This window comes from Actinomadura sp. SCN-SB, assembly GCF_043906805.1.
In the GTDB taxonomy this organism is placed as follows: Bacteria; Actinomycetota; Actinomycetes; order Streptosporangiales; family Streptosporangiaceae; genus Spirillospora.
The window spans coordinates 1-26,144 of sequence record NZ_JBIMPP010000093.1 but is presented as its reverse complement, the minus strand read 5'-3'; the positions used below and the strand labels follow the sequence as shown (position 1 = coordinate 26,144).

The 26,144-nt window shown below is 71.7% G+C and carries 24 protein-coding genes; 17 read left to right on the top strand and 7 right to left on the bottom strand.

The window, feature by feature from the left end:
• On the top strand, positions 1-183 hold a 183-nt coding region (locus ACGWYJ_RS35705; protein ID WP_395110987.1), incomplete at its 5' end, for a hypothetical protein.
• Between the two features lie 3 nt (positions 184-186).
• On the opposite strand, the gene galK is transcribed toward ACGWYJ_RS35705, so the two are convergent.
• Both galK and galE read right to left on the bottom strand, forming a co-directional pair.
• Complete coding sequence (galK, locus tag ACGWYJ_RS35700; RefSeq protein ID WP_395110991.1) at positions 187-1,344, bottom strand: galactokinase; 1,158 nt, start codon at positions 1,342-1,344, stop codon at positions 187-189.
• Positions 1,345-1,346: 2 nt separating this feature from the next.
• Positions 1,347-2,324, bottom strand: a complete 978-nt coding sequence (gene galE / locus ACGWYJ_RS35695; protein WP_395110986.1) for a UDP-glucose 4-epimerase GalE — start codon at positions 2,322-2,324, stop codon at positions 1,347-1,349.
• 164 nt (positions 2,325-2,488) lie between these two features.
• Between galE and ACGWYJ_RS35690 the strand changes: the two genes are divergently transcribed.
• The 4 genes from ACGWYJ_RS35690 (at position 2,489) to ACGWYJ_RS35675 (ending at position 6,330) form a co-directional block, all read left to right on the top strand.
• Positions 2,489-3,502 (top strand): hemolysin family protein, encoded by a 1,014-nt coding sequence (locus ACGWYJ_RS35690; protein ID WP_395110985.1) that lies wholly within the window; start codon positions 2,489-2,491, stop codon positions 3,500-3,502.
• 18 nt (positions 3,503-3,520) lie between these two features.
• The gene (gene trpS / locus ACGWYJ_RS35685; protein ID WP_395110984.1) at positions 3,521-4,603 is read left to right on the top strand and encodes a tryptophan--tRNA ligase; all 1,083 of its coding nucleotides are present in this window, start codon (positions 3,521-3,523) and stop codon (positions 4,601-4,603) included.
• Positions 4,604-4,613: 10 nt separating this feature from the next.
• Positions 4,614-5,291, top strand: coding sequence for a 2'-5' RNA ligase family protein (locus ACGWYJ_RS35680; RefSeq protein ID WP_395110983.1), 678 nt, complete (start codon positions 4,614-4,616; stop codon positions 5,289-5,291).
• Between the two features lie 73 nt (positions 5,292-5,364).
• Complete coding sequence (locus ACGWYJ_RS35675; protein ID WP_395110982.1) at positions 5,365-6,330, top strand: YihY/virulence factor BrkB family protein; 966 nt, start codon at positions 5,365-5,367, stop codon at positions 6,328-6,330.
• Between the two features lie 59 nt (positions 6,331-6,389).
• On the opposite strand, the gene ACGWYJ_RS35670 is transcribed toward ACGWYJ_RS35675, so the two are convergent.
• Positions 6,390-7,520, bottom strand: coding sequence for a D-alanyl-D-alanine carboxypeptidase family protein (locus ACGWYJ_RS35670; protein WP_395110981.1), 1,131 nt, complete (start codon positions 7,518-7,520; stop codon positions 6,390-6,392).
• A 790-nt stretch (positions 7,521-8,310) separates the two neighbouring features.
• Here ACGWYJ_RS35670 and ACGWYJ_RS35665 point away from each other — a divergent pair.
• The 11 genes from ACGWYJ_RS35665 to ACGWYJ_RS35615 all read left to right on the top strand — a co-directional run bounded on the left by ACGWYJ_RS35665 (position 8,311) and on the right by ACGWYJ_RS35615 (position 20,768).
• On the top strand, positions 8,311-9,477 hold the full coding sequence (locus tag ACGWYJ_RS35665) for a glutamate--cysteine ligase (RefSeq protein ID WP_395110980.1): 1,167 nt from the start codon (positions 8,311-8,313) through the stop codon (positions 9,475-9,477).
• A 127-nt stretch (positions 9,478-9,604) separates the two neighbouring features.
• Positions 9,605-10,897: a M20 family metallopeptidase gene (locus tag ACGWYJ_RS35660; RefSeq protein WP_395110990.1), complete on the top strand. Its 1,293-nt coding sequence runs from the start codon at positions 9,605-9,607 to the stop codon at positions 10,895-10,897.
• A 212-nt stretch (positions 10,898-11,109) separates the two neighbouring features.
• A complete protein-coding gene (locus ACGWYJ_RS35655; RefSeq protein WP_395110979.1) occupies positions 11,110-12,165 on the top strand; it encodes a BMP family protein in 1,056 nt (351 codons plus the stop codon).
• Between the two features lie 181 nt (positions 12,166-12,346).
• Entirely contained in the window at positions 12,347-13,858 is a 1,512-nt protein-coding gene (locus ACGWYJ_RS35650; RefSeq protein WP_395110989.1) for an ABC transporter ATP-binding protein, read from the top strand.
• Positions 13,855-15,285, top strand: coding sequence for an ABC transporter permease (locus ACGWYJ_RS35645; RefSeq protein ID WP_395110978.1), 1,431 nt, complete (start codon positions 13,855-13,857; stop codon positions 15,283-15,285). The genes ACGWYJ_RS35650 and ACGWYJ_RS35645 overlap by 4 nt, the downstream gene beginning before the upstream one ends.
• Positions 15,286-15,359: 74 nt before the next feature.
• A complete protein-coding gene (locus ACGWYJ_RS35640; protein ID WP_395110988.1) occupies positions 15,360-16,637 on the top strand; it encodes an ABC transporter permease in 1,278 nt (425 codons plus the stop codon).
• Positions 16,634-17,038: a cytidine deaminase gene (locus ACGWYJ_RS35635; protein WP_285694527.1), complete on the top strand. Its 405-nt coding sequence runs from the start codon at positions 16,634-16,636 to the stop codon at positions 17,036-17,038. Before ACGWYJ_RS35640 ends, ACGWYJ_RS35635 begins: the two co-directional genes overlap by 4 nt.
• Complete coding sequence (locus ACGWYJ_RS35630) at positions 17,039-18,316, top strand: thymidine phosphorylase (RefSeq protein WP_395110977.1); 1,278 nt, start codon at positions 17,039-17,041, stop codon at positions 18,314-18,316.
• Positions 18,317-18,372: 56 nt separating this feature from the next.
• Positions 18,373-18,969: an HDIG domain-containing metalloprotein gene (locus ACGWYJ_RS35625; RefSeq protein ID WP_395110976.1), complete on the top strand. Its 597-nt coding sequence runs from the start codon at positions 18,373-18,375 to the stop codon at positions 18,967-18,969.
• A 75-nt stretch (positions 18,970-19,044) separates the two neighbouring features.
• On the top strand, positions 19,045-20,124 hold the full coding sequence (locus ACGWYJ_RS35620; protein ID WP_395110975.1) for an adenosine deaminase: 1,080 nt from the start codon (positions 19,045-19,047) through the stop codon (positions 20,122-20,124).
• 20 nt (positions 20,125-20,144) lie between these two features.
• Positions 20,145-20,768, top strand: coding sequence for a PH domain-containing protein (locus ACGWYJ_RS35615; protein WP_395110974.1), 624 nt, complete (start codon positions 20,145-20,147; stop codon positions 20,766-20,768).
• Here the strand turns inward: ACGWYJ_RS35615 and ACGWYJ_RS35610 are convergent.
• Genes ACGWYJ_RS35610 through ACGWYJ_RS35600 form a run of 3 tightly spaced genes read right to left on the bottom strand, consistent with a single transcriptional unit; the run spans position 20,765 to position 23,687 of the window.
• Positions 20,765-22,393 (bottom strand): phospho-sugar mutase, encoded by a 1,629-nt coding sequence (locus ACGWYJ_RS35610; protein ID WP_395110973.1) that lies wholly within the window; start codon positions 22,391-22,393, stop codon positions 20,765-20,767. The two genes, ACGWYJ_RS35615 and ACGWYJ_RS35610, sit on opposite strands and share 4 nt — an antisense overlap.
• Positions 22,394-22,397: 4 nt before the next feature.
• Positions 22,398-23,198 carry a purine-nucleoside phosphorylase gene (locus ACGWYJ_RS35605; RefSeq protein ID WP_395110972.1) on the bottom strand — a complete coding sequence of 267 codons (801 nt, stop codon included), beginning with the start codon at positions 23,196-23,198 and terminating at the stop codon, positions 22,398-22,400.
• A gap of 36 nt (positions 23,199-23,234) precedes the next feature.
• A complete protein-coding gene (locus ACGWYJ_RS35600; protein ID WP_285694520.1) occupies positions 23,235-23,687 on the bottom strand; it encodes a gamma-glutamylcyclotransferase in 453 nt (150 codons plus the stop codon).
• A gap of 76 nt (positions 23,688-23,763) precedes the next feature.
• Between ACGWYJ_RS35600 and ACGWYJ_RS35595 the strand changes: the two genes are divergently transcribed.
• Entirely contained in the window at positions 23,764-25,149 is a 1,386-nt protein-coding gene (locus tag ACGWYJ_RS35595) for an NAD(P)H-quinone dehydrogenase (RefSeq protein WP_395110971.1), read from the top strand.
• Positions 25,150-25,478: 329 nt separating this feature from the next.
• Here the strand turns inward: ACGWYJ_RS35595 and ACGWYJ_RS35590 are convergent, their stop codons facing one another.
• Positions 25,479-26,063, bottom strand: a complete 585-nt coding sequence (locus tag ACGWYJ_RS35590) for a GNAT family N-acetyltransferase (protein WP_395110970.1) — start codon at positions 26,061-26,063, stop codon at positions 25,479-25,481.
• Between the last annotated feature and the right edge of the window lie 81 nt (positions 26,064-26,144).

The following is a 26,144-nucleotide window of genomic DNA, read 5'->3' as shown; positions in this document are numbered from 1 at the left end:
GAGACCTCCCGGGTGGGTTACGACGAGGCCCGGGTCCTGGCCGAGCTGGGCCGTCTGGACGAGGCGCTGGCCAAGGTCACCGAGGCGATCGGCGGCTTCACCGAGCTGGACGAGAAGGCGGCGGCCGAGACCGCCACCGGGCTGCGCGACGAGATCAAGGCCGCGCTGGAGAACGCGGAGTAGCCCCTAGCCGGGAAGCCCGCCGTCCATCGAGATCCGCCGCGCCCCGGCGGACGGGATCGCCTCAAGGAAACCGGGTTCGGCCAGGCCGCGCTCCCGGTACGCGGCCGTGATCGCGTCCCGGACGGCCCCGGCCCGGCCGGTGGCGGTGAGGACGATCACCGAGCCGCCGAACCCGCCGCCGACCATGCGCCCGCCGCGGGCCCCGGCGCGCAGCGCGGCCTCCAGGGCCAGGTCGGCCTCCGGCCAGGAGATCTCGTACTGGTCGCGCAGGGACAGGTGGGAGGCCGTCAGCAGCCCGCCCAGTTCCTGCTCCGCTCCGGCGCGCAGCAGCCCGGCCGTCGCCTCGACCCGGTGGTTCTCGGTGACGACGTGCTGGACGCGGCGGCGCAGCACGGGGTCGTCCAGCCGGGACAGCGCGGCGCCCAGGTCCTGCACGTCCCGCAGAGCCGGGACGCCCAGCAAAGTGGCGGCGCGTTCGCATTCGGCGCGGCGGCGCCCGTAGTCGCCGTCGCCGAGGGCGTGCCGGGCCCGGGTGTCGATCAGCAGCAGGGTGAGGTCCTTGCCGGGCAGGTCGAGCGGCACCTGCGAGGAGAGCCCGGTGCGGCAGTCGAGCAGCAGCGCGTGCCCCTCGGTGCACAGCAGCGACGCCGACTGGTCCATGATCCCGCAGGGGACGCCCGCGTACTCGTTCTCGGCCCGTTGCGCCAGCCGTGCCAGCTCGCGCCTGTCCGGTTCGACCCCGTACAGCTCGCACAGGGCCACCGCGGTCGCGCATTCCAGCGCCGCCGAGGACGACAGCCCGGCTCCCTGCGGGAGATCGGAGTCGAACAGCAGCGAGGCCCCGCCGATCCCCAACGGCCGCAGCAGCTCGGCCACTCCGAACGGGTAGGCCGCCCACGTGCGGATCGTTCCCGGCCCGCGGCTCTGGCCGAGGTCCACGGTCACGCCCTGGTCGGCGGCCTGCAACGACTTGAGTTCCAGCACGCCGTCGTCCCGCCGGGCCGCCGCCACGCCGACGCCGCGCGGCAGCGCGAACGGCAGGACGAGACCGTCGTTGTAGTCGGTGTGCTCGCCGATCAGGTTGACCCGGCCGGGGGCGTGCCAGACGCCCTCCGCGTCCCGCCGGTACGCCTCGGCGAACGCGGCCTCCAGCACGTCGATCATCATCGGCGGCGCTGGATGAACGCCCAGGCGTCCGCGACCATCGCGCGCAGATCGCGCTCCGGCTTCCAGCCCAGCGTCGACTTGATCTTCTCGGCGGACGCCACCAGCACCGCGGGGTCGCCGGCCCGGCGCGGGCTGACCTCGGCCGGAATCGGGTGCCCGGTCACCTCCCTGCACACCTCGATGACCTCCCGGACGGACGAGCCGTTGCCGTTGCCCAGGTTGAAGATCTCGTGGCCGCCGGGCCGGCAGGCGTCCAGCGCCAGCAGGTGCGCCATGCCCAGGTCGACGACGTGGATGTAGTCGCGGACGCAGGTGCCGTCGGGCGTGGGATAGTCCTCGCCGAACACGGTGACCTTGTCCTTCTCGCCCAGCGCGACCTTCAGCACGTTGGGGATCAGATGGGTCTCCACGGCGTGCCGCTCGCCCTGGCCGGGCGCGTCCCCGTCCTCGGGCAGCCGGGCGCCCGCGACGTTGAAGTAGCGCAGCGAGATGCCGCCGATCCCGTGCAGGCGCGCGTACTCGGCGAGCGCGGTGTCGATGGCCAGCTTGGACGCCCCGTAGGGGTTGGTCGGGCGGGTCGGGTCGGTCTCCAGGATCGGGGTGGACTCCGGCTCCCCGTACGTCGCCGCCGTGGACGAGAAGACGATCCTGCGCACTCCGGCGGCGCGCATCGCCTCCAGCAGGGCCAGCGACTCGCCCAGGTTCCTGTCCCAGTACAGGCCCGGCTTCTGCATCGACTCGCCGACCAGCGACATGGCCGCGAAATGCAGCACCGCGTCGAAGCCGCCCCCCGCCAGCACGCCGGCCGCCGCGTCGCGGAGCGTGCCGGTCACCAGCCGCGCTCCGGCGGGCACCGCGTCGGCGTTCCCGGTGGACAGGTCGTCCAGCACCACCACCTCGTTCCCGGCCTCCAGCAACTGGGCGGTGACGACGCTGCCGACGTAACCGGCGCCGCCGGTGACGAGCAACTTCACGAAGGACCTCCTGGACGCTTGACGCCGCCGGCGCGGGGCACGGACGACCCCGAAGGCTCGCGCCGGGACCCGTCCAGGCTAGCGGCTGGCCTTGGAGGGGAAGGCCGAACCGGTAACCTGGCAGTTCGCCGCCCGGCGGCCCTGAGGAGAGAGCGACCTCGGCCATGGAACGACCGACCCGGCGAGTCTGGCGCCCGCTGGTGTGGCTGCTGACCCGGTCCACCGACCTGATGGTCCGCCTGACCGGAGGCGACCCCGGCGCGCTCCGCGAGGAGGTGACCGCGGAGCGGGTGCGGGCCCTCGTCGCGGGCAACAGCCGGCTGGGCGCCGACGAGCGGGCCCTGATCGAGGAGGTCTTCGCCGCGGGCGAGCGCCCGCTGCGCGAGGTGCTGGTGCCGCGCACCGAGGTGGTGTTCCTGGACGCGGCGCTGCCGCTGGACGCCGCCGCCCGGATCGCCGCCGACAGCCCGCACTCCCGCTTCCCCGTCCACCGGGGCTCGCACGACGAGGTGATCGGGTTCGTGCACATCCGGGACCTGCTCGTCGGCGCGGTGACGGCGGAGGACCCCGGCGTGCCGGTGGGCGACCTGGTGCGTCCCGTCCCGTACCTGCCCGCCACCCGGCGGGTGCTGCCGGTGCTCACGGAGATGCGCCGGGCGGGCCACCACCTGGCCATCGTCATGGACGAGTACGGCGGCACCGCGGGAATCGTCACCCTGGAGGACCTGGTCGAGGAGCTCATCGGCGACATCCGGGACGAGTACGACGTCCAGGACCCGCAGGCGCGGCGCCTGCACGGCGGGGTGGTCGAGGTCGAAGGTCTGCTGAACCTCGACGACTTCGCCGCCGAGACCGGAGTGCGGCTGCCCCCGGGCCCCTACGAGACGGTCGCGGGCCACATCATGGCCGCGCTCGGCCGGATCCCGGCGGCCGGTGACGTCGTGGAGACCGCCGGGTGCCGCCTGTCGGTCGTCCGGATGGACGGGCGCCGGGTGGCGAGGGTGCGCGTCGTTCCGGAGCCCGCCGCGCATCCGGCGACCCAGGCCCAGGCTCATGCCTCCTCGCAGGCCCCGTCCCCGGCCCCCTCGCAGGCAGGGGTGCCGCGGCAGCCCGTCTCAGGGCAGCGGCCGCACCAGCCGCAAGCCCCGGCCGGTGACATCGCTCCGAAGGGCGCCTGAGAGAATCTATCTGTGCACATGTCCGAAGCGTCCGACCAGAGCAGCGGTCCCGTGACCACCGGCACGGTGAAGCCGCGCGTGCTGTCAGGAATCCAGCCGACCGCCGACTCCTTCCACCTCGGCAACTACCTCGGCGCGCTCCGGCAGTGGGTCGCACTCCAGGACACCCACGACGCGTTCTATTGCGTGGTCGACCTGCACGCGATCACCGTGCGGCACGATCCCGCGGCGCTGCGGCGCCGCACCAGGGTCGCCGCCGCCCAGCTGCTGGCGATGGGCCTCGACCCCGATCGGGCGACCATCTTCGTGCAGAGCCAGGTGCCCGAGCACACCGAGCTCGCCTGGGTGCTGGGCTGCCTCACCGGGTTCGGCGAGGCCGGCCGGATGACCCAGTTCAAGGACAAGTCGGCCAAGCAGGGCGCCACCGGCACCACCGTCGGCCTGTTCACCTACCCGATCCTCCAGGCCGCCGACATCCTGCTCTACAGCCCCGAGCCCGGCCCCGGCGAGCGCGCCCTCCGGGTGCCGGTGGGCGAGGACCAGCGGCAGCACCTGGAGCTCACCCGCACGCTGGCCCAGCGTTTCAACCACCGTTTCGGCGACACCTTCGTGCTCCCCGACGCCTCCATCATCGAGGGCGCCGCCAAGATCACCGACCTGCAGGAGCCGACGGCCAAGATGAGCAAGTCGGCCTCGTCCCCCCAGGGCATCATCGACGTGCTGGAGGAGCCCGGCCCCATGCGCAAGAAGATCATGCGCGCGGTCACCGACACGGGCACCGAGGTGCGGTTCGACGAGGAGGGCAAGGCGGGCATCGCCAACCTGCTGCGGATCTACTCGGCGCTGGAGGGCGTCTCGATCGCGGACCTGGAGCGCCGGTACGAGGGCTCGGGCTACGGCCGGTTCAAGAAGGACCTGGCGGCGCTGGTGGTGGACACCTTCACCCCGATCCGCGAGCGGACGCTCAAGCTGCTGGACGACCAGGACGGCCTGGACCGCATCCTGGCGGACGGCGCCGGCAGGGCGGGAGCGGTGGCCCGGCGGACCATGGAGGTGGTGCGTGACAGGGTGGGATTCGCGGGACGCGCGCTCGATCGCTAGCGGCCTCGCTGTGAGCGGTCCCGCCGGCGGCGGCGCGGCCGGGGGCGTCCGGGAGGACGCGCCCGACGGTGACGGCGAGCCCGTCCGGGGAGGGTGGACGACCGCGCTGCGGCGCGGCGCCGAGCCCACGCGGACGATCGGCGTCGCGATCCCGATCCCCGATCCGCACGGCAGCCGGTTGCAGCGCATCCGGGCGGCGCTCGGCGACCCCATGGCGTACGCCATCCCCACCCACATCACGCTGCTGCCCCCGACCGAGATGCCGTCCGACCCCGGCGCGCTGACCCGCGTGGAGGACCACCTGCGCGGCGTGGCCCGCTCTGAACACCCGTTCACGATCAGGCTGCGCGGCACCGCGACGTTCCGGCCCGTCTCACCGGTGGTGTTCATCGCGCTGGCCGAGGGCATCGCCGACTGCGAACGGCTCCAGCGGCGGGTGATGTCCGGGCCGCTGGCGCGTGAGCTGGAGTTCCCTTACCACCCGCACGTCACGGTGGCGCACCACCTCCCCGAGGAGGTCATGGACCGCGCCTACAAGGACCTGTCCGGATATGAGGCGTCCTTCGAGGTGCGCGGCTTCTCGCTGTACGAGCACGGCGCGGACGGCGTCTGGCGCCCGCGCCGCCACTTCGCCTTCGCGTCCGTCCCCCCGGCGGCACCGCCCGCGGGCGCCACCGCGACGGGCTGACCGCCCTCCGTCCGGCGGCCGGGCCGGAGGGCGGCCGCCGCTTGGTTCGTCAAGAGGGGGGTACGGAACGGGCATGCGGCGGTTGATCAACACAGCGTGGGGCAAGGCGCGGTCCTCGCGGAAGTCGGGGACGGCCCTGCTGCGGTCCTCGCGCCGGCGGTGGCCCTGGCTCGACCATCTCGTGCGCGCGTACCGCCGCTACCAGGACAAGCGGGGCGACCGGCTGGCCGCCGCGCTGACCTGCTACGGGTTCCTGTCGTTCTTCCCGCTGCTGGCGCTGGCGTACGCGCTGCTGGGCTATCTGGTCGGGGTCAGCGACGAGGCCAGGAGGCTGTTCGTCGAGGCGGTCGGCTCGCTGCTGCCCGGGTTGTCGGAGCAGCTCGAAGTGGAGCGGATCGCCCGGTCCAAGACCGCGGCCGGGCTCATCGGCCTGGCCGGGCTGCTGTTCACCGGGCTCGGCTGCGTCCAGGTGCTACGCGAGGCGCTGCACGACATCTGGGACCGCCCGCGCCCCGAGGGCAACTTCCTAATGGCCAGGCTGTGGGACGGCGCCGTGCTGGCCTTCCTCGGCGCGACGCTGATCACCGGGATGGCGGTGACCACCCTCACCACCTCGGTCAGCCACAGCGTGCTGGAATGGCTGGGGCTGGACGGGGTGACCGGGGCGGGCGCCGCACTGCGCCTGCTGTCCCTGGGCATGGCGATCTTCTTCGACGCCGTGGTGTTCCTGGTGCTGTTCAGCCGCCTGTCGGGCACCGGGGCGCCGTGGCGGACGATCTTCCACGGCGCGCTGGCCGGCGCCCTCGGCTTCGAGCTGCTGAAGCAGCTCGCCGCGCTGCTGCTCGGCAACACCACCCGCAACCCGGTGTACGCGTCGTTCGCCGTGCTGGTCGGGCTGATGATCTGGATCAACCTGGTGTCGCGGTTCCTGCTGCTGGTGGCGGCCTGGACCGCGACCCGCAGGGCGGTGCTGGAGGCGGACGTTCCCGACGACGCTCCGGCGTCCACACGCCTGCGGGCCAGGGCCCGGTTCGGCTGAGCCCCGCGGCTCACGGTCCCCGCGGCTACGGTCCCCTGCGGCTCACGGCTTTCGCCGGCTCACGCGTCCGTGTCGTCCAGCTCGTCCGACCAGCGGGACGCGGCGGGCGCGGCGGACGCGCCGGTCAGGTTCGCCGGCTGGTTCATGCCCCTGCGGAACTCGGCCGCGACCCTGCGGCGGCGGATCGCCAGGAAACCGGCCCAGCCCGCGACCACGGCGGCGGTGGCGCCTCCCGCCGCCGGCACCGCCCAGCCGCCCATGAAGCCGTCGTCGCTCGCCTTGGACGGCAGCGGCGCGTCGCCGACGGCCTTCTTCTTCTGCTGGGCCTGCGTGTCGACCGGCGGCACCAGCGTGCCGACCGGCTTGACCTTGCCGCGCGCCGCGAACCCCCAGTCCAGCAGCTCCTTGGCGAGCACCGAGGGCTGCTGGTCGGCCTTCATCAGCGAGATCACGATGGTGTGGCCGCCGCGGCGGGCCGCCGCCACGAAGGTCTGCTTGGACGCGACCGTGTAGCCGTTCTTGCCGCCGATCATGCCCTTGTACTCCTGGGACTGGCCCGGCAGCATCCGGTTGTGGGTGTGGATCGGGTAGCCGCCGACCTTCTTGCCTGCCTTGCGCTGCTTCTTGGTGGGCGGCGCGGGGAACCGGTGGTCGACGGTCTCCACGTACTTGCGGAAGTCGGGGTTCTTCAGCCCTTCCCGCAGGATCAGGGCCAGGTCGTAGGCCGAGGTGTGCTGGGTCTTGACGGTCAGCCCCAGGTCGGTGTCCAGCCCGTTGGGCGAGCCGGCCAGCGTGTCATGCGCGTTGATCCGCCTGGCCTCGGCGTTCATGTCCGCGAGCGTCTTCTTGACGCCCCCGTTGGCCTGCGCGAGCCCCAGCGCGGCGTCGTTGGCCGACATCATCATCAGGGCGTAGAACAGGTCGGAGACCTTGTACTGCATCTTCGGGGTCATGCCGACCTTGGTGCCCTCGACATCGCAGGTCTCCTGCGTCGGGCGCACCAGCGCGTTCGGGTTCAGCCTGGGGACGAGCGTCAGCGCCGTGAGCGTCTTGATGGTGCTCGCGGGCAGGTAGTGGCCGTGCGGGTCCTTGGCGGCCAGCACCTCGCCGGTGTCGGCGTCGGCGATCAGGTACGAGGCCGCGCCGATCCTGGGTGCGGCCGGCGCCCCCTCGCTCCGGTCGACGATCACGCCTCTGCCGCCGAGCCGCGGTCCGCCGACCGGTTCCTCGGGTCTGCCCGGGTCCGCCGCCGCGGGCGGTGCGAGCGGGGCGAGCAGCGATCCGGTGATCAGTGGAACGGCCAGCGCGGCGGCACCGCGCCGTGCGCGCGCCGTGCCCGGCGTCCTCGCGTTCCCTGCCGTGTCCGATGCCCGATGATGTCGAAGTGGCCGTCCTCGCAAGCCTGTGCCGCCCCTTCTGAGAACCCACGCCGTTACGGTCGCCCCGCTCATCGCTCGTGACCTCAGAAGAGTAGAAGACTCGGCGACGGTAGCGGAACAACATCTTTCCGATAGAACGGCCAGTTGTTGCTCTTGAGTGCTCTTTAGTGTGATAACGGAATAACTTGGATAGTTCGGACGAATCCGGCGCATGGCCGGGACGGTGCGCCGGGCTGGATGTCCGCCGGTTCCGGTCATGACCCGAACGTGCCCCGGATACCGTCCGATATTCGCCCGTCACCCACTGTGTTCATCGGGGTCGTGCTCGACGGGTTCCGGACGGCCTGACTAGTGCGATCGAGTCATGCCGGGTTGACCATATGGTGACCGAAAAGAATGACACTGTGTGATCAGTGCCCGCCCGGACGAGTCAAATGATCCCCATAGGGCAGGGTTTTCCGATGGGCGGGGGCACGGGGCGCCATCATGAGAGGGGTAGCCGGGGCCTGGAAACGGTCTCGTCCAGGCTTGGGTGCCCGCTGGTTGAAATGCGCCACGTGCCACGCAGCGACCTGCGAGGATTGTGGACGGAGGTTGGGCCGTGGCCATTGACTTCAACCCGTCGCGTGGCGCGACGCTGGGCGTGGAGTGGGAGCTTCAGCTCGTGGACGCCGAGACCCGGCAGCTGCGCCAGGACGCCCGCGAGGTGCTGGCCTCCCTGCCCATGCTCAGCGAGGGCGGCGACATTCCCAAGATCCGGCACGAGCTGATGGAGTCCACGGTCGAGATCGTGACCGATATCTGCCAGACGGTCGGGGAGGCCAAGGACGACCTGGCCGCCACGGTCGCCGCGCTGCGCGCCGCGGCCGCCGAGCGCGGCATCACGCTGGCCTGCACCGGCACCCACCCGATCAGCGACTGGCGGGACGCGGTCATGGCCCCGGTGCAGCGCTACGCCGACCTCATCGAGGAGATGCAGTGGCTGGCCCGCCGCATCCAGACGTTCGGCGTCCACGTCCACGTGGGCGTGAGCGACGTCGACAAGGCGATCCCGATCGTCAACGCGCTGTCGTGCTACCTGCCGCACTTCCTCGCCCTCACCGCGTCGAGCCCGTACTGGAGCGGTCACGACACCGGCCTGGCCTCCAGCCGGGCCGTGGTGTTCGGCCAGCTTCCCACCGCCGGGCCGCCCCACCTCCTGGACGACTGGGCGGCCTTCGAGGATTACATGGATACCTTGCTGCGTGCGGGTACCATCCGGAGCATCAAGGAGGTGTGGTGGGACATCCGCCCGCATCCCGATTTCGGCACCGTCGAGATCCGGATGTTCGACGGGATCCCCACACCCCGGGAGCTGGGCATGGCCGCGGCGCTCTGCCAAAGCCTGGTCACGCTCTTCGAGCAGCAACTGGACCGCGGTTACACGCTGCCGCGTCCGGCGGCCTGGGTGGTACGTGACAACAAGTGGCGCGCCACCAGGTACGGGCTTGACGCCATCGTCATCACCGACGACGCCGGCGCCACCGCCCCGCTCCGCGACGACCTCTACGAGCTGATCCGCGAGCTCGAACCGGTGGCCGACCGGCTCGGCTGCGCGGAGGAGCTGAAGGTCGCCGGGGAGGTACTGGAGCACGGGGCGCCCTACGAACGGCAGCGCGCGATCCGTGCCGAGGGCGGCACCGTGACCGACATGGTGGACGCGGCGATCATGGAGTTGGCGCAGGACAGGTTCGTCACTCTCGGGGAGGTGGCAGGTGCCGCGAGCTGAGGAGCCCGAACCCGCGGGACCACCACCGGAGGGTGACCGGGACCGCATCGAACAGACCAGCGGGCGGGCGCCTTCCGGCCCCGCCCCGGCGCAGGGGGCGCAGATGACCCGAACCGGACCCGGGGTGATGCCCGGGCTTGAACCACCGGAGCGCCCGGAGCGCGGCGAAGCCGCCGGCCTGGGCGGCGCCGCGCTGCAGCTCCAGCTCGACGCGTTCCTGTCCCGGCAGGAGGGCGCGCTGATCGAGTTCCGCCGCGATCTGCACATGCACCCCGAGCTCGGCTACGCCGAGTACCGGACCACCAAGCGGATCGCCGAACGCCTCACCGAGGCCGGGCTCGAACCCCGGGTGCTGCCCCGGGGCACCGGCCTGATCTGCGACATCGGGCCCGAGGACGGCCCGACCATCGCCCTGCGCGCCGACATCGACGCGCTGCCGCTCCAGGACGAGAAGTCCGGCGTCCCGTACCGCTCGACCGTGCCGGGCGTCGCCCACGCCTGCGGGCACGACGTCCACACCACGATGGTGCTCGGCGCGGGGCTGTTCCTGGCGCAGCAGGCCGCTGCGGGGCTGCTGCCCGGCCGGGTGCGGCTGCTGTTCCAGCCCGCCGAGGAGACCCCGGGCGGCGCGCTGGACGTGATGGCGGCCGGCGGCATCTGCGGGATCGACCGGGCCTTCGCGCTGCACTGCGACCCGCGCATCGAGGTCGGGCAGCTCGGCCTGCGCACCGGCCCGATCACCGCGGCCTGCGACAAGGTGTACGTGAAGGTGACCGGGCCCGGCGGCCACACCGCCCGCCCGCACCTGACCGCCGACCTGGTGTACGCGCTCGCCAAGATCGTGACCGAGCTGCCGTCCGCGCTGTCCCGGCGGGTCGACCCGCGCTCCAGCCTGTCGCTGGTGTGGGGGCGGGTCTCGGCCGGGTCGGTGGCCAACGCCATCCCCGACGACGGCATCGCCGAGGGCACCGTCCGCTGCCTGGACGACGAGGCGTGGCACCGGGCGCCCGAGATGATGAAGTCGCTGCTCCAGTCGGTCGCGGCGGCCTACGACGTGGAGGCGTCGCTGGAGTACGTGCGGGGCGTCCCCCCGACCGTGAACGAGGCCGCCAGCGTCCAGATGTTCCGGGACGCGGCGGCGCAGGTGCTGGACGAGGACGCGGCCGTCCCCACGCCGCAGAGCCTGGGCGGCGAGGACTTCGGCTGGTACCTGGAGTCGATCCCCGGCGCGCTGGCCAGGCTGGGCGTCCGCACCCCCGGCTCCGCGGGCGAGTACGACCTGCACCGCGGCGACTTCGACGTGGACGAGAGCTGCATCGCCGTCGGCGTCCGGGTGCTGACCGCCACCGCCCTCAACGCGCTCTGGGGCGGCGGCCGGTCCGGCGAGACCGAGCCCGTCGAGGGCGCCGCCCTGGCCTGACCCGCACCCGTCCCCCGCCGAACGGACACCGCAATGGGTGATCAAAGGCCCGCGCCGCCCCTTCCGTTCCCCCGCGTCCACCGCCCTGACCTGGGCGATCTAGGTCTACGCCTTGGTAACGGACGCATTGCGAAACGGTGCACGCGTGCCTTTTTACCTGATTTGCAAGGTAGCGTCCGATCGATTTCAAGGGGAACGGAAGGAGCGCTGTCTTGCGCCGTGGAATGAAGATGTCGCTCGTCACCGTGACGGGCGCAGCGCTGCTGCTCAGTGCTGCCGCGTGCGGTGGCAAGGAAGCCTCCGACAGCGGGGGAGAGGGCGACAAGAAGACCCTGAAGGTGGGGCTGGCCTTCGACATCGGCGGGCGCGGCGACCAGTCGTTCAACGACTCGGCCGCGGCGGGCCTGGACCGGGTGAAGAAGGACCTGAACATCACCACCGAGGAGATCTCGGCCAAGCCCGACGAGCCCGACGCCGACAAGGAGTCCCGGCTGCGCCTGCTGGCCAACCGCGGCTACAACCCGGTGATCGGCGTGGGCTTCGCCTACACCAACGCCATCGTCAAGGTCGCCAAGGACTTCCCGAACACCAAGTTCCTGGTCGTCGACGCCGACCAGTGCAAGGTGGAGGGGAACAACGTCATGGGCGCCTGCTTCTCCGAGGAGCAGGGCTCCTACCTCGTGGGCGCGGCGGCGGCGCTGAAGTCCAAGACCGGCACCATCGGCTTCATCGGCGGCGTGAACGTGCCGCTGATCCACAAGTTCCAGGCCGGGTACGAGGCGGGCGCGAAGGCCGCCCGCCCGGACATCAAGATCGTCCCGGCCAAGTACCTGACCCAGCCGCCGAACTTCGACGGCTTCAAGAACCCGGCCCTGGGCAACGAGGCCGCGAAGGGCCAGCTCGACGCCGGCGCGGACGTGATCTACCACGCGGCGGGCGGCGCCGGGATCGGCGTCATCAAGACCGTGGGCGCGGCCGGCAAGTGGGCCATCGGGGTCGACTCCGACCAGTACAACCAGCCCGCCGTCGCCGACGTCAAGGACCACATCCTGACCTCGATGGTGAAGCGGGTGGACGTGGCGGTCTTCGACTTCGTCAACTCGGTCGCCAACAACACCTTCCAGCCCGGCACCAAGAAGTACGACCTGACCAACGACGGGGTGGGCTACGCCACCTCCGGCGGCCAGCTCGACGACATCAAGGCCAAGCTGGACGCCTACGCGACCGACATCAAGTCCGGCAAGATCACGGTGCCGGTCAAGCCCTGACCGGCGGGTTCCGGCGCGCCCGCGCCGCGCCGAAGCGCACCGTGGCCCGCCCGCGCCGAACGGCGGGCGGGCCGACCAGCGATCAGAAGGGGCACGCGTGCCTGACGATCTCCCCGCGGACGGGCCGCGGGAGGAGCGCCCCCCGGCGTCCACCACGCCCACGGCGCCCGCCACCCCGGCCGTGCGGCTCACCTCGATCACCAAGCGGTTCCCCGGCGTGGTGGCCAACAGGGACATCGACCTGACCATCGAGCGTGGTGAGGTGCACGCGCTGTGCGGTGAGAACGGCGCCGGCAAATCCACGCTGATGAAGATCCTGTACGGGATGCAGCGGCCGGACGAGGGCACCATCGAGATCGACGGCGAGCGGGTGACGCTGCGCACCCCGGCCGACGCGATCGCGCGCGGCATCGGCATGGTGCACCAGCACTTCAAGCTGGCCGACAACCTGACCGTCCTGGAGAACGTGATCCTGGGCGCCGAGCCCCGGCGCCGCGGCCGGATCGACTTCGCCGCCGCCCGCGAGAAGATCAAGACGATGTCCGGGCAGTACGGGCTGCGGGTGGACCCGGACGTGCTGGTGGAGTCGCTGGGCGTGGGCGACCGGCAGCGGGTGGAGATCCTCAAGGTGCTCTACCGGGGCGCGAAGGTGCTGATCCTGGACGAGCCCACCGCCGTGCTCGTCCCGCAGGAGGTCGACGAGCTGTTCGGCAACCTGCGCGAGCTGCGCGCCGAGGGCCTGACCGTCCTGTTCATCTCGCACAAGCTCGACGAGGTGCTGTCGGTGGCCGACCGGATCTCGGTGCTGCGCCGCGGCACCACCGTCGCGACCGGCCTGGACCCGCGGGAGACGACCTCGCGGCGGCTGGCCGAGCTGATGGTCGGCTCCGAGCTGCCCACGCCCGAGCTGCGCACGTCCACGGTCACCGAGGACGTGCAGCTCCAGGTGGACGGGCTGACCGTGCTCACCCCCGAGGGCCGTCCCGTGGTGGACGGGGTGTCGCTGCGGATCAGGCGCGGCGAGATCGTCGGCCTGGCCGGGGTGGAGGGCAACGGCCAGGGCGAGCTGATCGAGGCGATCATGGGGATCCGGCACGCCGACGCCGGGACCATCTCCTACGGCGGCGAGGACATCACCCACTGGACCACCCGGCGCCGCCGCGAGGCCGGGATCGCCTACATCCCGGAGGACCGGCACCGGCACGGGCTCATCCTCGAAGGCACGCTTTGGGAGAACCGGATGCTGGGCCACCAGACCCGGCGTCCCAACGTCCGCGGCCCCTGGGTGGACCGGCGCGGCGCGCGCCGCGACACCATGCGCATCGTGCGCGAGTACGACGTGCGCACCCCAGGGATCGACGTCCCCGCCGCCGCGCTGTCGGGCGGCAACCAGCAGAAGCTGATCGTGGGCCGGGAGATGTCCGGCGACCCGCACCTGCTGATCGCCGCCCATCCCACCCGCGGCATCGACGTGGGCGCCCAGGCCGCCATCTGGGAGTACCTGCGCCAGGCCCGCGCCGCCGGCCTGGCCGTCCTGCTGATCAGCGCCGACCTCGAGGAACTCATCGGAATGTCCGACACCCTGCACGTGATCCTGCGCGGCCGGCTGGTCGCCCAGGTCGATCCGGGCACGGTCACCCCCGAGGAACTGGGCTCGGCCATGACCGGCGCCGAGGACGGGGCCGCCTCATGAGCGGCGTCGCGGAGAAGGCGCCGCCCGGTCCGCCGGAGCCGCCGGCCCCGCCCGGCGCGGACGTCCCGGCGTGGAAGGCGATCCTGCGGGGGCTGGGCCCGAGCGGGCTCGGCCTGCGCGTCGGCGCGCCGGTGCTGGCCCTGCTGATCTCGCTGCTGATCACGATGGCGCTGCTGCGGATCACCGGCGCCGACCCGTTCAGCTCGATCAACGCCATGATCGACTACGGCACCACCGACAACTCGATCGTGGACATCCTCAACCGCGCCACCCGCTATTACCTGTCCGCCGTGGCGGTGGCCATCGGGTTCCGGATGGCGCTGCTGAACATCGGCGTGGACGGGCAGTACCGGCTCGCGGCGATGCTGTCGGCGGCGCTGGGCGGCGCGCTCACCCTGCCCGCCCCCATCGGCCAGTTCCTGGTGATCCTGTCGGCCATGCTGATCGGCGGGCTGTGGGCGGCGATCGCCGGCGTCCTCAAGGTGACCCGCGGGGTCAGCGAGGTGCTGTCCACGATCATGCTGAACGCGATCGCCACCGGCGTGATCGCGTACCTGCTGAACGACGACCGGCTCGCCGAGGTGCGGCCGGGCAGCAACAACGTCGCGACCCCGCCGATCCCCGAGTCGGGACGGGTCGGACCGTTCAACGACGCGCTGACCGCGATCTTCTCCGGTCCCGGGCTGGCGCTCGTCCTGGTGCTGGGCGCCGCCGCGATCATCTACTCGGTGTACCGGCGGCGCGGCGACGGCGCCGGCGAGAACGGCGGTGGCGGCGCGGCGCCCTCCCTGGCCCTGGGCGTGCTCGGCGCCGTCGTGTTCGTCGCCGTCACGGCCCTGGTCGTCGCGCCGGCCCTCGTCGACCTGCCCGGGACGGTGTACGGGCTGCTGCCGCTCGCGGTCGTGGTCGGCGTGGTGTTCTGGGTGGTCATCAACCACACCCGGTTCGGCTTCGACCTGCGGATCTCCGGGTTGTCCCCGACCGCGGCCCAGGCCAGCGGGGTCAGCGCCCGCCGCATGATCGTGATCACGATGGTGGCGTCCGGCGCGGTCGCCGGGCTGATCGGCATGCCCGAGCTGCTCGGCGCGTCCTACGAGTACTCGCTGAACTTCCCCGCCGGGCTCGGCTTCACCGGTATCACGGTGGCGCTGCTGGGCCGCAACCACCCGGCGGGGATCGCGCTGGCCGCGCTGCTGTTCGCCTTCCTCGACCAGACCTCCGACGTGCTCCAGGAGGTCGACGTCCCCAAGGAGATCGTCGGGGTGATGCAGGGCGTGGTCGTGCTGACCGTCGTCATCGTCTACGAGTTGGTCCGGCGCTGGGAGATCCGCCTCCAGCAGCGCACGGTCGCCGACGAGCTCGCCACCGGGCATGACCTGGCGGCGACGGGCGGCGCGGCCGGTTCCGCGAAGGGGGCGTCGTCGTGAGTGTGGCCACCGCGGTCGCGAACAAGGTCAGGCCCGCCGAGAAGAGGCGGCGGGTGCGCTGGCCGCACTACCTGATGCTCGCCAGCGTGCTGCTGGTGCTGCTGTCGCTGGTCCGGGTCGTCACCGGGGCGGACGACGTGACCTCCAGCGGCACGGTCAGCGCGGCGCTGCGCCTCGCCGTGCCGATCTTCCTGGCCGGTCTGGGCGGGCTCTGGTCGGAACGCTCGGGGATCATCAACATCGGCCTCGAAGGCATGATGATCCTCGGCACCTGGACCGGGGCCTGGGCCGGATACCAGTGGGGGCCGTGGATCGGCGTGCTGGCCGGGATCGTCGGCGGCGCGCTCGGCGGCCTGCTGCACGCGGTCGCCACCGTCTCGTTCGGCGTCGACCACATCGTGTCCGGTGTGGCGATCAACATCCTGGGGCTCGGGCTCACCCAGTTCCTGGCCGGGCTGATCTTCAACACCGGCGAGGCCAAGGCGCTGGGCGGCGGCCCGCGGCAGTCGCCGCCGGTCGAACCCATAGGCACGCTGACCTTCCCCGTCCTGTCCGGCGGGGAGGTCTTCGGCTGGAAGAGCCCGGACGCGCTGGGCTCGCTGGAACGGCACCACTGGTTCCTGGTGTCGGACGTGGCGGGGATCCTGCGCGGCCTCACCACCGGGATGTCGCTGCTGACCCTGCTGGCGCTGCTGCTGATCCCGCTGAGCTTCTTCGTCCTGTGGCGGACGGCGTTCGGGCTGCGGATCCGGTCGTGCGGCGAGGACCCGTACGCCGCCGAGTCGCTGGGCGTGCACGTCTACCGGATGAAGTACGCGGCCGTCACCATCTCCGGCGCGCTGTCGGGGCTCGGCGGCGCGTTCCTGGTCACCGTGGCGTCCCCGGTCTACCAGGACGGGCAGACCGGTGGCCGCGGCTTCATCGGCCTGGCCGCGATGATCTTCGGTAACTGGCGTCCCGGCGGGATGGCCACCGGGTCGCTGCTGTTCGGCTACACCGACGCGATGAACGTGCGCGGCGGCGGCGAGGCGGTGCACGCCCTGCTGCTGTTCGTCACGGTGATCCTCGTGGCGGTCGCGGTGTGGCAGTTCCTGCGCGGCAACCGGATGCGCCCGCAGGTCGTCACCGACCTCGACCGGCGGCAGATCCGCAACGCCTACCTGGGTGGGGCGCTGGCGGTGCTGGCCGCGGCCGGGCTGTTCGTCTGGTTCATGGCCGCCGAGACGGTGCCGGGCGAGCTGGTCTCGTTCACCCCGCACCTGACCACACTGCTCGTTCTCGCCCTGGCCAGCCAGCGGCTGCGGATGCCCGCCGCGAACGGCCAGCTGTACCGGCGCGGCGAGGCTTCATGAGCGTGGTGGACTGGCCGGCGTTGCGCAGCGCCGCCCGGGAGGCGATGGGCCGCGCGTACGCGCCGTACTCGAACTTCCAGGTGGGAGCGGCCGCCCTGACCAGCGACGGGCGGATCGTCACCGGGTGCAACATCGAGAACGCCTCCTACGGTGTGGGGCTGTGCGCCGAGTGCAGCCTCGTCAGCGCCCTGTACGGGGAGGGGGCGCCGTCCCGTCCACGGCTGGTGGCCGTCGCCGTCGTCGACCGCAACGGCGCCGCGCTGATGCCGTGCGGACGCTGCCGCCAGCTTCTGTACGAGCACGGCGGCCCCGACATGCTGCTGGAGACCGTCAGCGGCATCCGGCCCATGTCCGAGGTGCTGCCGGACGCGTTCGGACCCGACGACCTGAGGAGCCGCTAGGTGGACGCGATCGACGTCATCCGCGCCAAGCGGGACGGCGGCGAGCTGACCCCCGAGCAGATCGACTGGGCCGTCGCCGCCTACACCCGCGGCGAGATCGCCGAGGAGCAGATGGCGTCCCTGGCCATGGCGATCCTGCTCAACGGGATGACCCGCGCCGAGGTCTCCCGCTGGACCCAGGCCATGATCGACTCGGGTGACCGGATGGACTGGTCCGGCCTGGACCGTCCCACCACCGACAAGCACTCCACCGGCGGCGTCGGCGACAAGATCACCCTGCCGCTGGCCCCGGCGGTCGCGGCGTGCGGCGCCGCCGTCCCGCAGCTCTCCGGACGGGGACTGGGGCACACGGGCGGGACGCTCGACAAGCTGGAGTCCATCCCGGGGTGGCGGGCCTCCTTGAGCACCGAGGAGATGCTGGGCGTGCTCCGCGAGGCCGGTGCCGTGGTCTGCGCCGCGGGCAGCGGGCTGGCGCCCGCCGACCGCAGGCTCTACGCGCTGCGCGACGTCACGGGCACGGTCGAGTCGATCCCCTTGATCGCGTCCTCGATCATGTCCAAGAAGATCGCCGAGGGCACGGGCGCGCTGGTGCTGGACGTGAAGGTGGGGTCCGGCGCGTTCATGAAGACGCCGGACACGGCGCGGGAACTGGCCGAGACCATGGTCGGGATCGGCAACGACCATGGTGTGCGGACGGTCGCGCTGCTCACCGCCATGGACCGTCCCCTCGGGAACGCGGTCGGCAACGCGGTGGAGGTCGCGGAGTCGGTCGAGGTGCTGGCGGGTGGGGGCCCGCCGGACGTGGTGGAGCTGACCGTCGCGTTGGGACGCGAGATGCTGGCGGCGGCGGGGATGGCCGGGGCCAAGGACCCGGCCGACGCGCTCCGGGACGGCACCGCCATGGACGTGTGGCGGCGGATGATCCGGGCCCAGGGCGGTGACCCTCTGGCGCCGCTTCCGGTCGCGCGTGAGTCGCACGAGGTGTTCGCCCCGTCCAGCGGGGTTCTGAAGCGTTTGGACGCCTTCGGCGTGGGGGTGGCCGCATGGCGCCTCGGAGCGGGACGGGCGCGTAAGGAAGACCCGGTGTCGGCGGGGGCCGGGATCATCTGCCACGCGAAGCCCGGTGACAAGGTCACGAAGGGCCGGCCGCTGCTGTCGCTGTACGCGGACGACGTGTCGCGTATCCCGCGCGCGCTGGAGGCTCTGGAGGGGGCCGTGGAGGTCGGCGAATCGGCGGCCGCCGACCTTGAGCCGCTGATTCTGCAGCGTGTCGGCTGACAGGGCGCGGGTGACGCCGCCCGGCCGGAATCGAGCGGGCGGTAGTCTCCTCCTTCGTGCGAATCCCGGCGGACCACGAGATCCGTGCCCTGCATGAGCGGTACGCGCCCACACAAGAGGCGTTCGAGTCGGTCTACACGCACTGTGTGATCGTGTGCGAAGTGGCGGAACAACTGGTCGAGCGTGGCTCGCTCGCGGTCGATGTCGAGCTTGTCCGTGCGGGATGCCTTCTTCACGACATCGGCGTCTACCGCCTCTACGATTCCTCCGGACGGCTCGATCACACGCGCTATATCGAGCATGGGCTGCTCGGCCATGAACTGCTCCGGGAACTCGGCTTTCCGGACACGCTCTGCCGGTTCTGCTCCCACCACACCGGAATGGGCCTGACCAGTGACGACGTCCTCCGCCAGGCCCTGCCCATTCCGGTGGCCGACTATCTCGCCGAGTCGGCCGAAGAGCAAGTGGTCATGTACGCCGACAAGTTCCACAGCAAGGCGAGCCCGCCGGTGTTCCTGACCGCCGACGCCTATGCCGCGCGGGTACGGGAGTTCGGCGCTGACAAGGAGGCCGCGTTCGCCTCGATGCGGCGCCGCTACGGCGAACCCGATCTCAGCGCGCTGCGGGCCGCGTACGGCCACGGGGCGGCATGATTCCGCCAGGCAGGAGGCGGTTCGTGGGCGAGAGTTGCCGACGTGTGCACGTTAACCGGCGGGTAGATTGCGAGGATGACCGATCGTCCGTCGCTCGAAGACATCCGGCGCGCGCCCAAGGTGCTCCTCCATGACCACCTGGACGGCGGGCTGCGCACGGAGACCATCGTGGATCTCGCACGGGACGGCGGGTACGAGGACCTGCCGACGGCGGATCCCGGGAACCTGGCCACCTGGTTCACCGAGGCGGCCAACTCGGGCTCGCTGGAACGCTACCTGGAGACCTTCGCGCACACCGTCGGCGTCATGCAGTCGGCCGAGGCGCTGACCCGGGTCGCCTACGAGTGCGCCGAGGACCTGGCCCGGGACGGCGTCGTCTACGCGGAGATCCGGTACGCGCCGGAGTTGCACACGCGGACGGGTCTGTCGCTGGAGCGTGTGGTCGAGGCCGTGCTGGAGGGGTTCGACCGGGGCGGACGCGACCACGGGATCAAGATCTGCGCGCTCGTGACCGCGATGCGGCACCAGGCGCGCAGCATGGAGATCGCCGAACTGGCCGTGCGGTACCGGGACGATGGGGTCGTCGGGTTCGACATCGCCGGCGCCGAGGCCGGATATCCCCCCACCAGGCACCTGGACGCGTTCGAGTACCTCCAGCGGGAGAACGCCCACTTCACCATCCACGCGGGCGAGGGGTTCGGGCTTCCGTCCATCTGGCAGGCGATCCAGTGGTGCGGCGCCGACCGGCTCGGCCACGGGGTGCGGATCATCGACGACATCACCGAGGACGAGGACGGGAACCCGCGGCTGGGGCGGCTGGCCCACTACGTGCGGGACAAGAGGATCCCGCTGGAGATGTGCCCCACGTCCAACATCCAGACCGGCGCGGCCAAGTCGATCGCCGAGCACCCGATCGGGCTGCTGCGCGACCTGCGGTTCCGCGTCACGGTCAACACCGACAACCGGCTGATGAGCGGCACGACGCCGTCCCTGGAACTGGCCAAGCTGGTGGACGCGTTCGGCTACGGCTGGGACGAGCTGCAGTGGTTCACGGTGAACGCGATGAAGTCGGCGTTCATCGGGTTCACCGAGCGGCTCCGGCTGATCAACGAGGTGATCAAGCCCGCCTACGCCGAACTGCGGGAGACGGCCTGAGGTCCTGGCATGATTCGGTCATGACGCCGCTGCTGACGATCCGGTCCACCCCCGCGCGGGTGGGGGCGTGGGCGTGGATGGCCTTCGCCGCGCTCAACCTCATCGACATCGCCCTGCGGGGGCGGGACGCGGCATCGGCGGTCATGGCGGCGCTGCTGCTCCTCGGCTGCGGTATCGCCTACGTCCTGGGCCTGCGCCCGGCCGTGGTCGCGGACGAGGGCGGGTTCACCGTCCGCAACCCGCTGCGGGACGTGCGGGTGCCGTGGCGGGCCGCGAAGAAGGTCGAGGCCACCGACGCCCTCACGTTCAGGTTCCGCGCCGCGGACGGGGAGGAGCGCAAGGTCAAGGCGTGGGTGCTGACGACCTCGCCGCGCGCCCAGGCCAGGGCGGAGCGGCGGGCCGCGCGGGACGCCCGCGACGCGCGGCTTCCCCGGCAGCACGCGGCGCGGCTCAAGGGCCGTACCCCGGTGACGTACGCCGCCCAGCAGCTCAACGAGATCGCCGACCGGCAGCGCCCGAAGGGCGGGACCCTCACCAAGACCGGCGAGGGCGGCATGATCAACTGGTCGGTGCCCGCGGTCGCGGCGCTGGCCGTCCCCGCCGCGCTGGTGATCGCCGCCACGCTCCTGGCCGTGCTGGTTTAGGACGGGAGCAGCCCCGCCAGGGCGTCGCGGAGGGCGTCCAGATCGTGCTGCGCCTCCTCGCGGACGGCGGCCACGTCCTCCTCCGGCCGCACCGGACGGACCACCTCCAGGTAGCACTTCAGCTTCGGCTCCGTCCCGGACGGGCGGACCACGACGCGCGCCGAGCCCGCCAGCCGCAGCCGCAGGCCGTCGGTGGGCGGCAGCCCGTCCACGCCGCGGGCCAGGTCCTCGACGCACTCGACGGCGCGTCCCGCCAGCTCGGACGGGGGAGCGGCGCGCAGCCGGCCGACCGCCTCGGAGATCAGGGACGGATCGCCGACCCTGATCGACAACTGCGCGGTCGCGTGCAGCCCGTAGCGGCGCGCCTGGTCGTCCAGGAGGTCGGGCAGCGTGCGCCCGTCCCGCTTGGCCTCGGCGGCGAGGGCGGCCACGGTCAGCGCGGCCCCGATGCCGTCCTTGTCCCGGACGATCACCCCGTCCGGACCGCCGACGCTGTAGCCCAGGGCCTCCTCGTAGCCGTAGACCAGCCCCTCGCCCGCCCTCATGATCCATTTGAAGCCGGTGAGGGTGCGGGCCGACCTCGCGCCATGCGCCTCGGCCAGCGCCGCCGGCAGGGACGAGGACACGATCGTCGTGGCCAGCAGCCGATCGCCGGTGGTGTGCCGCAGGACGTGCTCGGCCAGCAGGCCGCCCACCTCGTCCCCGGTGAGCCGCCGCCAGCCGCGCGGCGTGGGAACGGCGACGGCGCAGCGGTCCGCGTCCGGATCGTTGGCGATCACCAGGTCGGCGCCGGACCCCTCGGCCAGCCCGATCGCGAGGTCCATCGCGCCCGGCTCCTCCGGGTTCGGGAACGCGACGGTCGGGAAGCGCGGATCCGGGTCGCCCTGCTCGGGCACCACCGCCGGACGCGGGAACCCGGCCCGCTCGAAGGCCCGCAGCAGCACGTCGCGGCCGACGCCGTGCAGGGGCGTGTAGACCGTCGCCACGTCCCGGGCGTCCCCGAGCGGCAGGGCCTCCAGCGCCTGGAGGTACGCCTCGACGACCTCCTCGCCCAGCACCGTCCAGCCGTCGCCGAGAGGCAGCTCGTCCACCCGGCCCACCGCGTCGATCTCGGCGGAGATCTCCGCGTCCAGCGGCGGCACGATCTGCGCCCCGTCGCCCCAGTAGACCTTGTAGCCGTTGTCGCGGGGCGGGTTGTGGGACGCGGTCACCATCACCCCCGCCGACGCGCCCAGATGCCGTACGGCGAACGCCAGCACGGGCGTGGGCAGCGGGCGGGGCAGCAGCCACGCCCGCAACCCGGCCCCCGTCACGACCGCCGCCGTGTCCAGCGCGAACCGCTCCGACCCGTACCGGGCGTCGTAGCCGATGACCACGCCGCCCTCCCGCAAGCGAGCGGCCAGCCCGGCGGCGGCGCGCATCACCGTGACCCGGTTCATCCGGTTCGGACCGGCGCCCAGCTCGCCCCGCAGCCCGGCCGTGCCGAACTCCAGCCTGGCCCCGAACCGGTCGGCCAGCGCCGCCTCGTCACCGGCGTCCAGGAGCCCGCGCAACTCCCCGGAGGTCTCCGGATCCGGGTCCTGCGCCAGCCATTCCTCCGCCCGGCGCCGCACGTCCGCGTCCATCCGGCTAGATCTTCGGCAGGAGCGTGGCCAGCAGGTGGCCCATCCGGGAGGCCGCGGCACGGCCCGCCGCCAGCACCTCCTCGTGATCCAGCGTTCCCTCGGCCAGCCCGGACGCGATATTGGTCACCAGCGAGATCCCCAGCACCTCCGCGCCGCCCTCACGGGCCGCGATCGCCTCCAGGACGGTCGACATGCCGACCACGTCCGCGCCCAGCGTCCGCATCATCCGGATCTCCGCGGGCGTCTCGTACGTCGGGCCCCGCTGCGCCGCGTACACGCCCTCCGCCAGCGACGGATCCACCTCGCGCGCCAGCGCCCGCAGCCGCCGTGAGTACACCTCCGTCAGATCGAGGAACCTCGCCCCCGTCAGCGGGTTCGCCCCGGTCAGGTTGAGCTGGTCGGAGATCAGGACCGGGTCGCCGACCTTCTGCGTCTCCGGGCGCAACCCGCCCGCCGCGTTGGTCAGGATCACGGTCCGCACCTCCGCCGCCAGGGCCGTCCGGACGCCGTGCACCACCGCGTCCACCCCAAGGCCCTCGTACAGGTGGGTGCGACCCAGAAAGACCAGGGCGTTCCGGCCCCCCACCCGCACGGCGCGCAGCCGTCCCGCATGGCCGTCCACCGCGGGCGGGGCGAAACCGGGCAGGTCGGTGACCGGGAACTCGGCCACGGGCGTGCCCAGCGCGTCGGCCGCGGGCACCCAGCCGGACCCCATCACCAGGGCCACGTCGAAGGACTCGATGGCCGTCCGGGCGCGCAGCCGCTCCGCCGCGTCCTCGGCCAGTGCATAGGCGTCGTTGCTCACCCTGCCGACATTACCGGCGCGAGGCGACCGGTACCCTCAGTCGCCGATCGACTTGCACGGACGGGAGCGCAGGTCCTTCACATAGTCGTCCGGAGCCCCCGCGGCCTCCGCCGCGTCCGCCAGGATGCCCAGATAACGGGCCGACGGCAGGCCGCCCTCATAGTCGTCCAGCACGTACAGCCAGCACAGGACGTCCCCCTCCAGCGTGGACACCCGCACCCTGATCTTGCGGTAGACGCCGAGGGCCGCGCCCTCCCACTCGTCCAGCTCGCTCTCGTCCCAGGCCGGGACGTCGTACAGCACCACGAAGACCTGCTCGTCCTCGTCCTCGACCACCGTGGCCAGTGCCCCGTCCCAGCCCACGTCCTGCCCGCCGAAGGTGAGGCGCCAGCCCGCCAGCCAGCCGGTACCGCGCATCGGCGAATGCGGGGCCCGTGCCGCCATCTGCTCGGGATCCATGTTGGAGGCGTACGCCGCGTACAGTGCCACGGTCGCCAAGCGTACGTCAGCGGGCCAGGCGCGGGGCTTGGTCGGGTCACTCCCATCGGTAAGAAACAATGGAGACGTGACCCGCATCGTGATCATAGGAGGAGGACCGGGCGGTTACGAGGCCGCGCTCGTCGCCGCACAGCTCGGCGCCGACGTGACCGTCGTCGAGCGCGACGGCCCCGGAGGAGCCTGCGTCCTCACCGACTGCGTGCCCTCCAAGACGCTCATCGCCACCTCCACCCGGATGGCCGTGATGTCGGAGTCCGAAGGGCTGGGGCTGCGCTTCAACGGCGGCCCCGACGGCGAGGTCGGCGGCCTCGAAGTGGACCTGGCCACCGTCAACAAGCGGGTGAAGGACCTGGCCAGGGCCCAGTCGTTCGACGTCGCCGAACGGCTCGCCTACGAAGAGGTCAAGATCGTCCGAGGCGAGGCGCGGCTGGTCGAACCGCACGTCGTCGCCGTCGGCGACCGCCACCTCCGGGCCGACGTCATCCTCATCGCCACCGGCGCCACCCCCCGCGTCCTGCCCGGCGCCGAACCCGACGGCGAACGCATCCTCAACTGGCGCCAGCTCTACGACCTCCCCGAACTCCCCGAAGAGCTGATCGTCGTCGGCTCCGGCGTCACCGGCGCCGAACTGGCCGGAGCCTACCTGTCACTGGGCTCCAAGGTCACCCTGGTGTCCTCCCGCGACCGGATCCTCCCCACCGAGGACGCCGACGCCGCCGCCGTGCTCCAGGACGTCTTCCTGCGCCGCGGCATGAACGTGATGTCCCGCTCCCGGGCCGCCGGAGTGGAACGCTCCGGCGACAGCGTGATCGTCACCCTGGAGGACGGCCGCAAGGTCGAAGGCACACACTGCCTCATGACCGTCGGCATGGAACCCAACACCCGCGGCATCGGCCTGGAAAAAGCCGGAATCGCGCTGAGCCCCCAAGGATTCGTGCAGGTAGACAAGGTCTCCCGCACCAACGTCCCGCACATCTACGCCTCCGGTGACTGCACCGGCATCCTCATGCTGGCCTCAGTGGCCGGCATGCAGGGACGCATCGCCATGTGGCACGCCCTGGGCGAGGCCGTCCAACCGCTCAAACTGGGCTGGGTCGCCTCCAACATCTTCACCGACCCCGAAGTCGCCTCGGTCGGCGTCACCCAGAAAATGGTCGACGCCGGCGACGTCAACGCCCGCACCGTGATGCTGCCCCTGTTCAGCAACGCCCGCGCCAAAATGCAAGGCTTCGAGGACGGCTTCGTCAAACTCTTCTGCCGCCCCTCCACCGGCATCCTCCTGGGCGGCGTCATCGTCGCCCCCCGCGCCAGCGAACTCATCCTCGGCGTCTCCGTGGCCGTCCAACAACACCTGACAGTCGAGCAACTAGCCCAAACCTTCGCCGTCTACCCCTCCCTGACCGGCAGCATCACCGAAGCCTCCCGCCGCCTGATGACCGAACATCAGTATTAGTTCTATTTGCAAGCGAGAGCTGCGCTCGTCGCTGGCGCTCCTCGCTTGTCTCGCTTGCGGCGATCGCTGCATCGCTTCGGCTCGCCCTGGGGGCTCGCTTCGCGATCAGGGTCTCGCTGGCGCTCGTCCCTGCCTTCGGTCGCGATCGCAGCGCTTGGGCGACCGTTCGTGGCTGGGGTCGAGGGTTGAGGTGGGTGCGACTGTGTTTATTGCTTCAGCGAGCTGCGCTCTTCGCTCGGCGGCTCATCGCTTGTCGTGTGAGTCGCGGGTGCCTTGACGGGTTGGCCTGGGCGTTCCTGCCCGTTCCGGTGTGATCCGCCCCAACCATGTCACTGGGACTCCCGCTGGTCCCAGGTTGGGCCGGTTAGCGGTAGGGACAGGATCATCGAGTCGAAGTGCGGGGCATCCTGGTAGGGACGCAGCTTCCCTACCTTGGACCAGCCCCAGCGGCGGTAGGCGTTCTGTGCAGAGGTGTTGTCCTCGCGCACGAGTAGTGTTGCCCGCTCCTCGCTCCTTCCCGCCAACAGCTCATCGTGAAGCGCGTGTGCTATTCCTTTGCCCTGCCAATGGGGTACGACCATTAGCTCGTTGAACGCGAACGTCCGCGTCCCGGTCTCGGTGGTGAACCCCTCGGGGACGGGCGTGGTCAGACCGTCCCACCACTTGGAAGTGGAGGGCAGCGCGTACCCGAACGCCTGCCCCACCGGCTCACCATCGATGTAGGCGATGACGATCTCAAAGCCTGGTGCCTTGCAGTACCCACGGACCCGCTCGGCGAATCGTTCGCTGGAGTAGAACGGGTTGCCGATCACGTCGGCATGACTGGCCTCGTACAGCGGCACGATCACGCTCTTGAGGATTTTCTCGGCAGAGGCGGGGCCGTGGCGGTCGAAGGTCGGGTCTGGCAAGGTCATCTATCTCCTGGGGCAAGTGCGAGAAGTTCGTAGGCATCCCGCATTTGGGAGCGAGTGGTAGCGGACGGCGGCGCCAAGCTC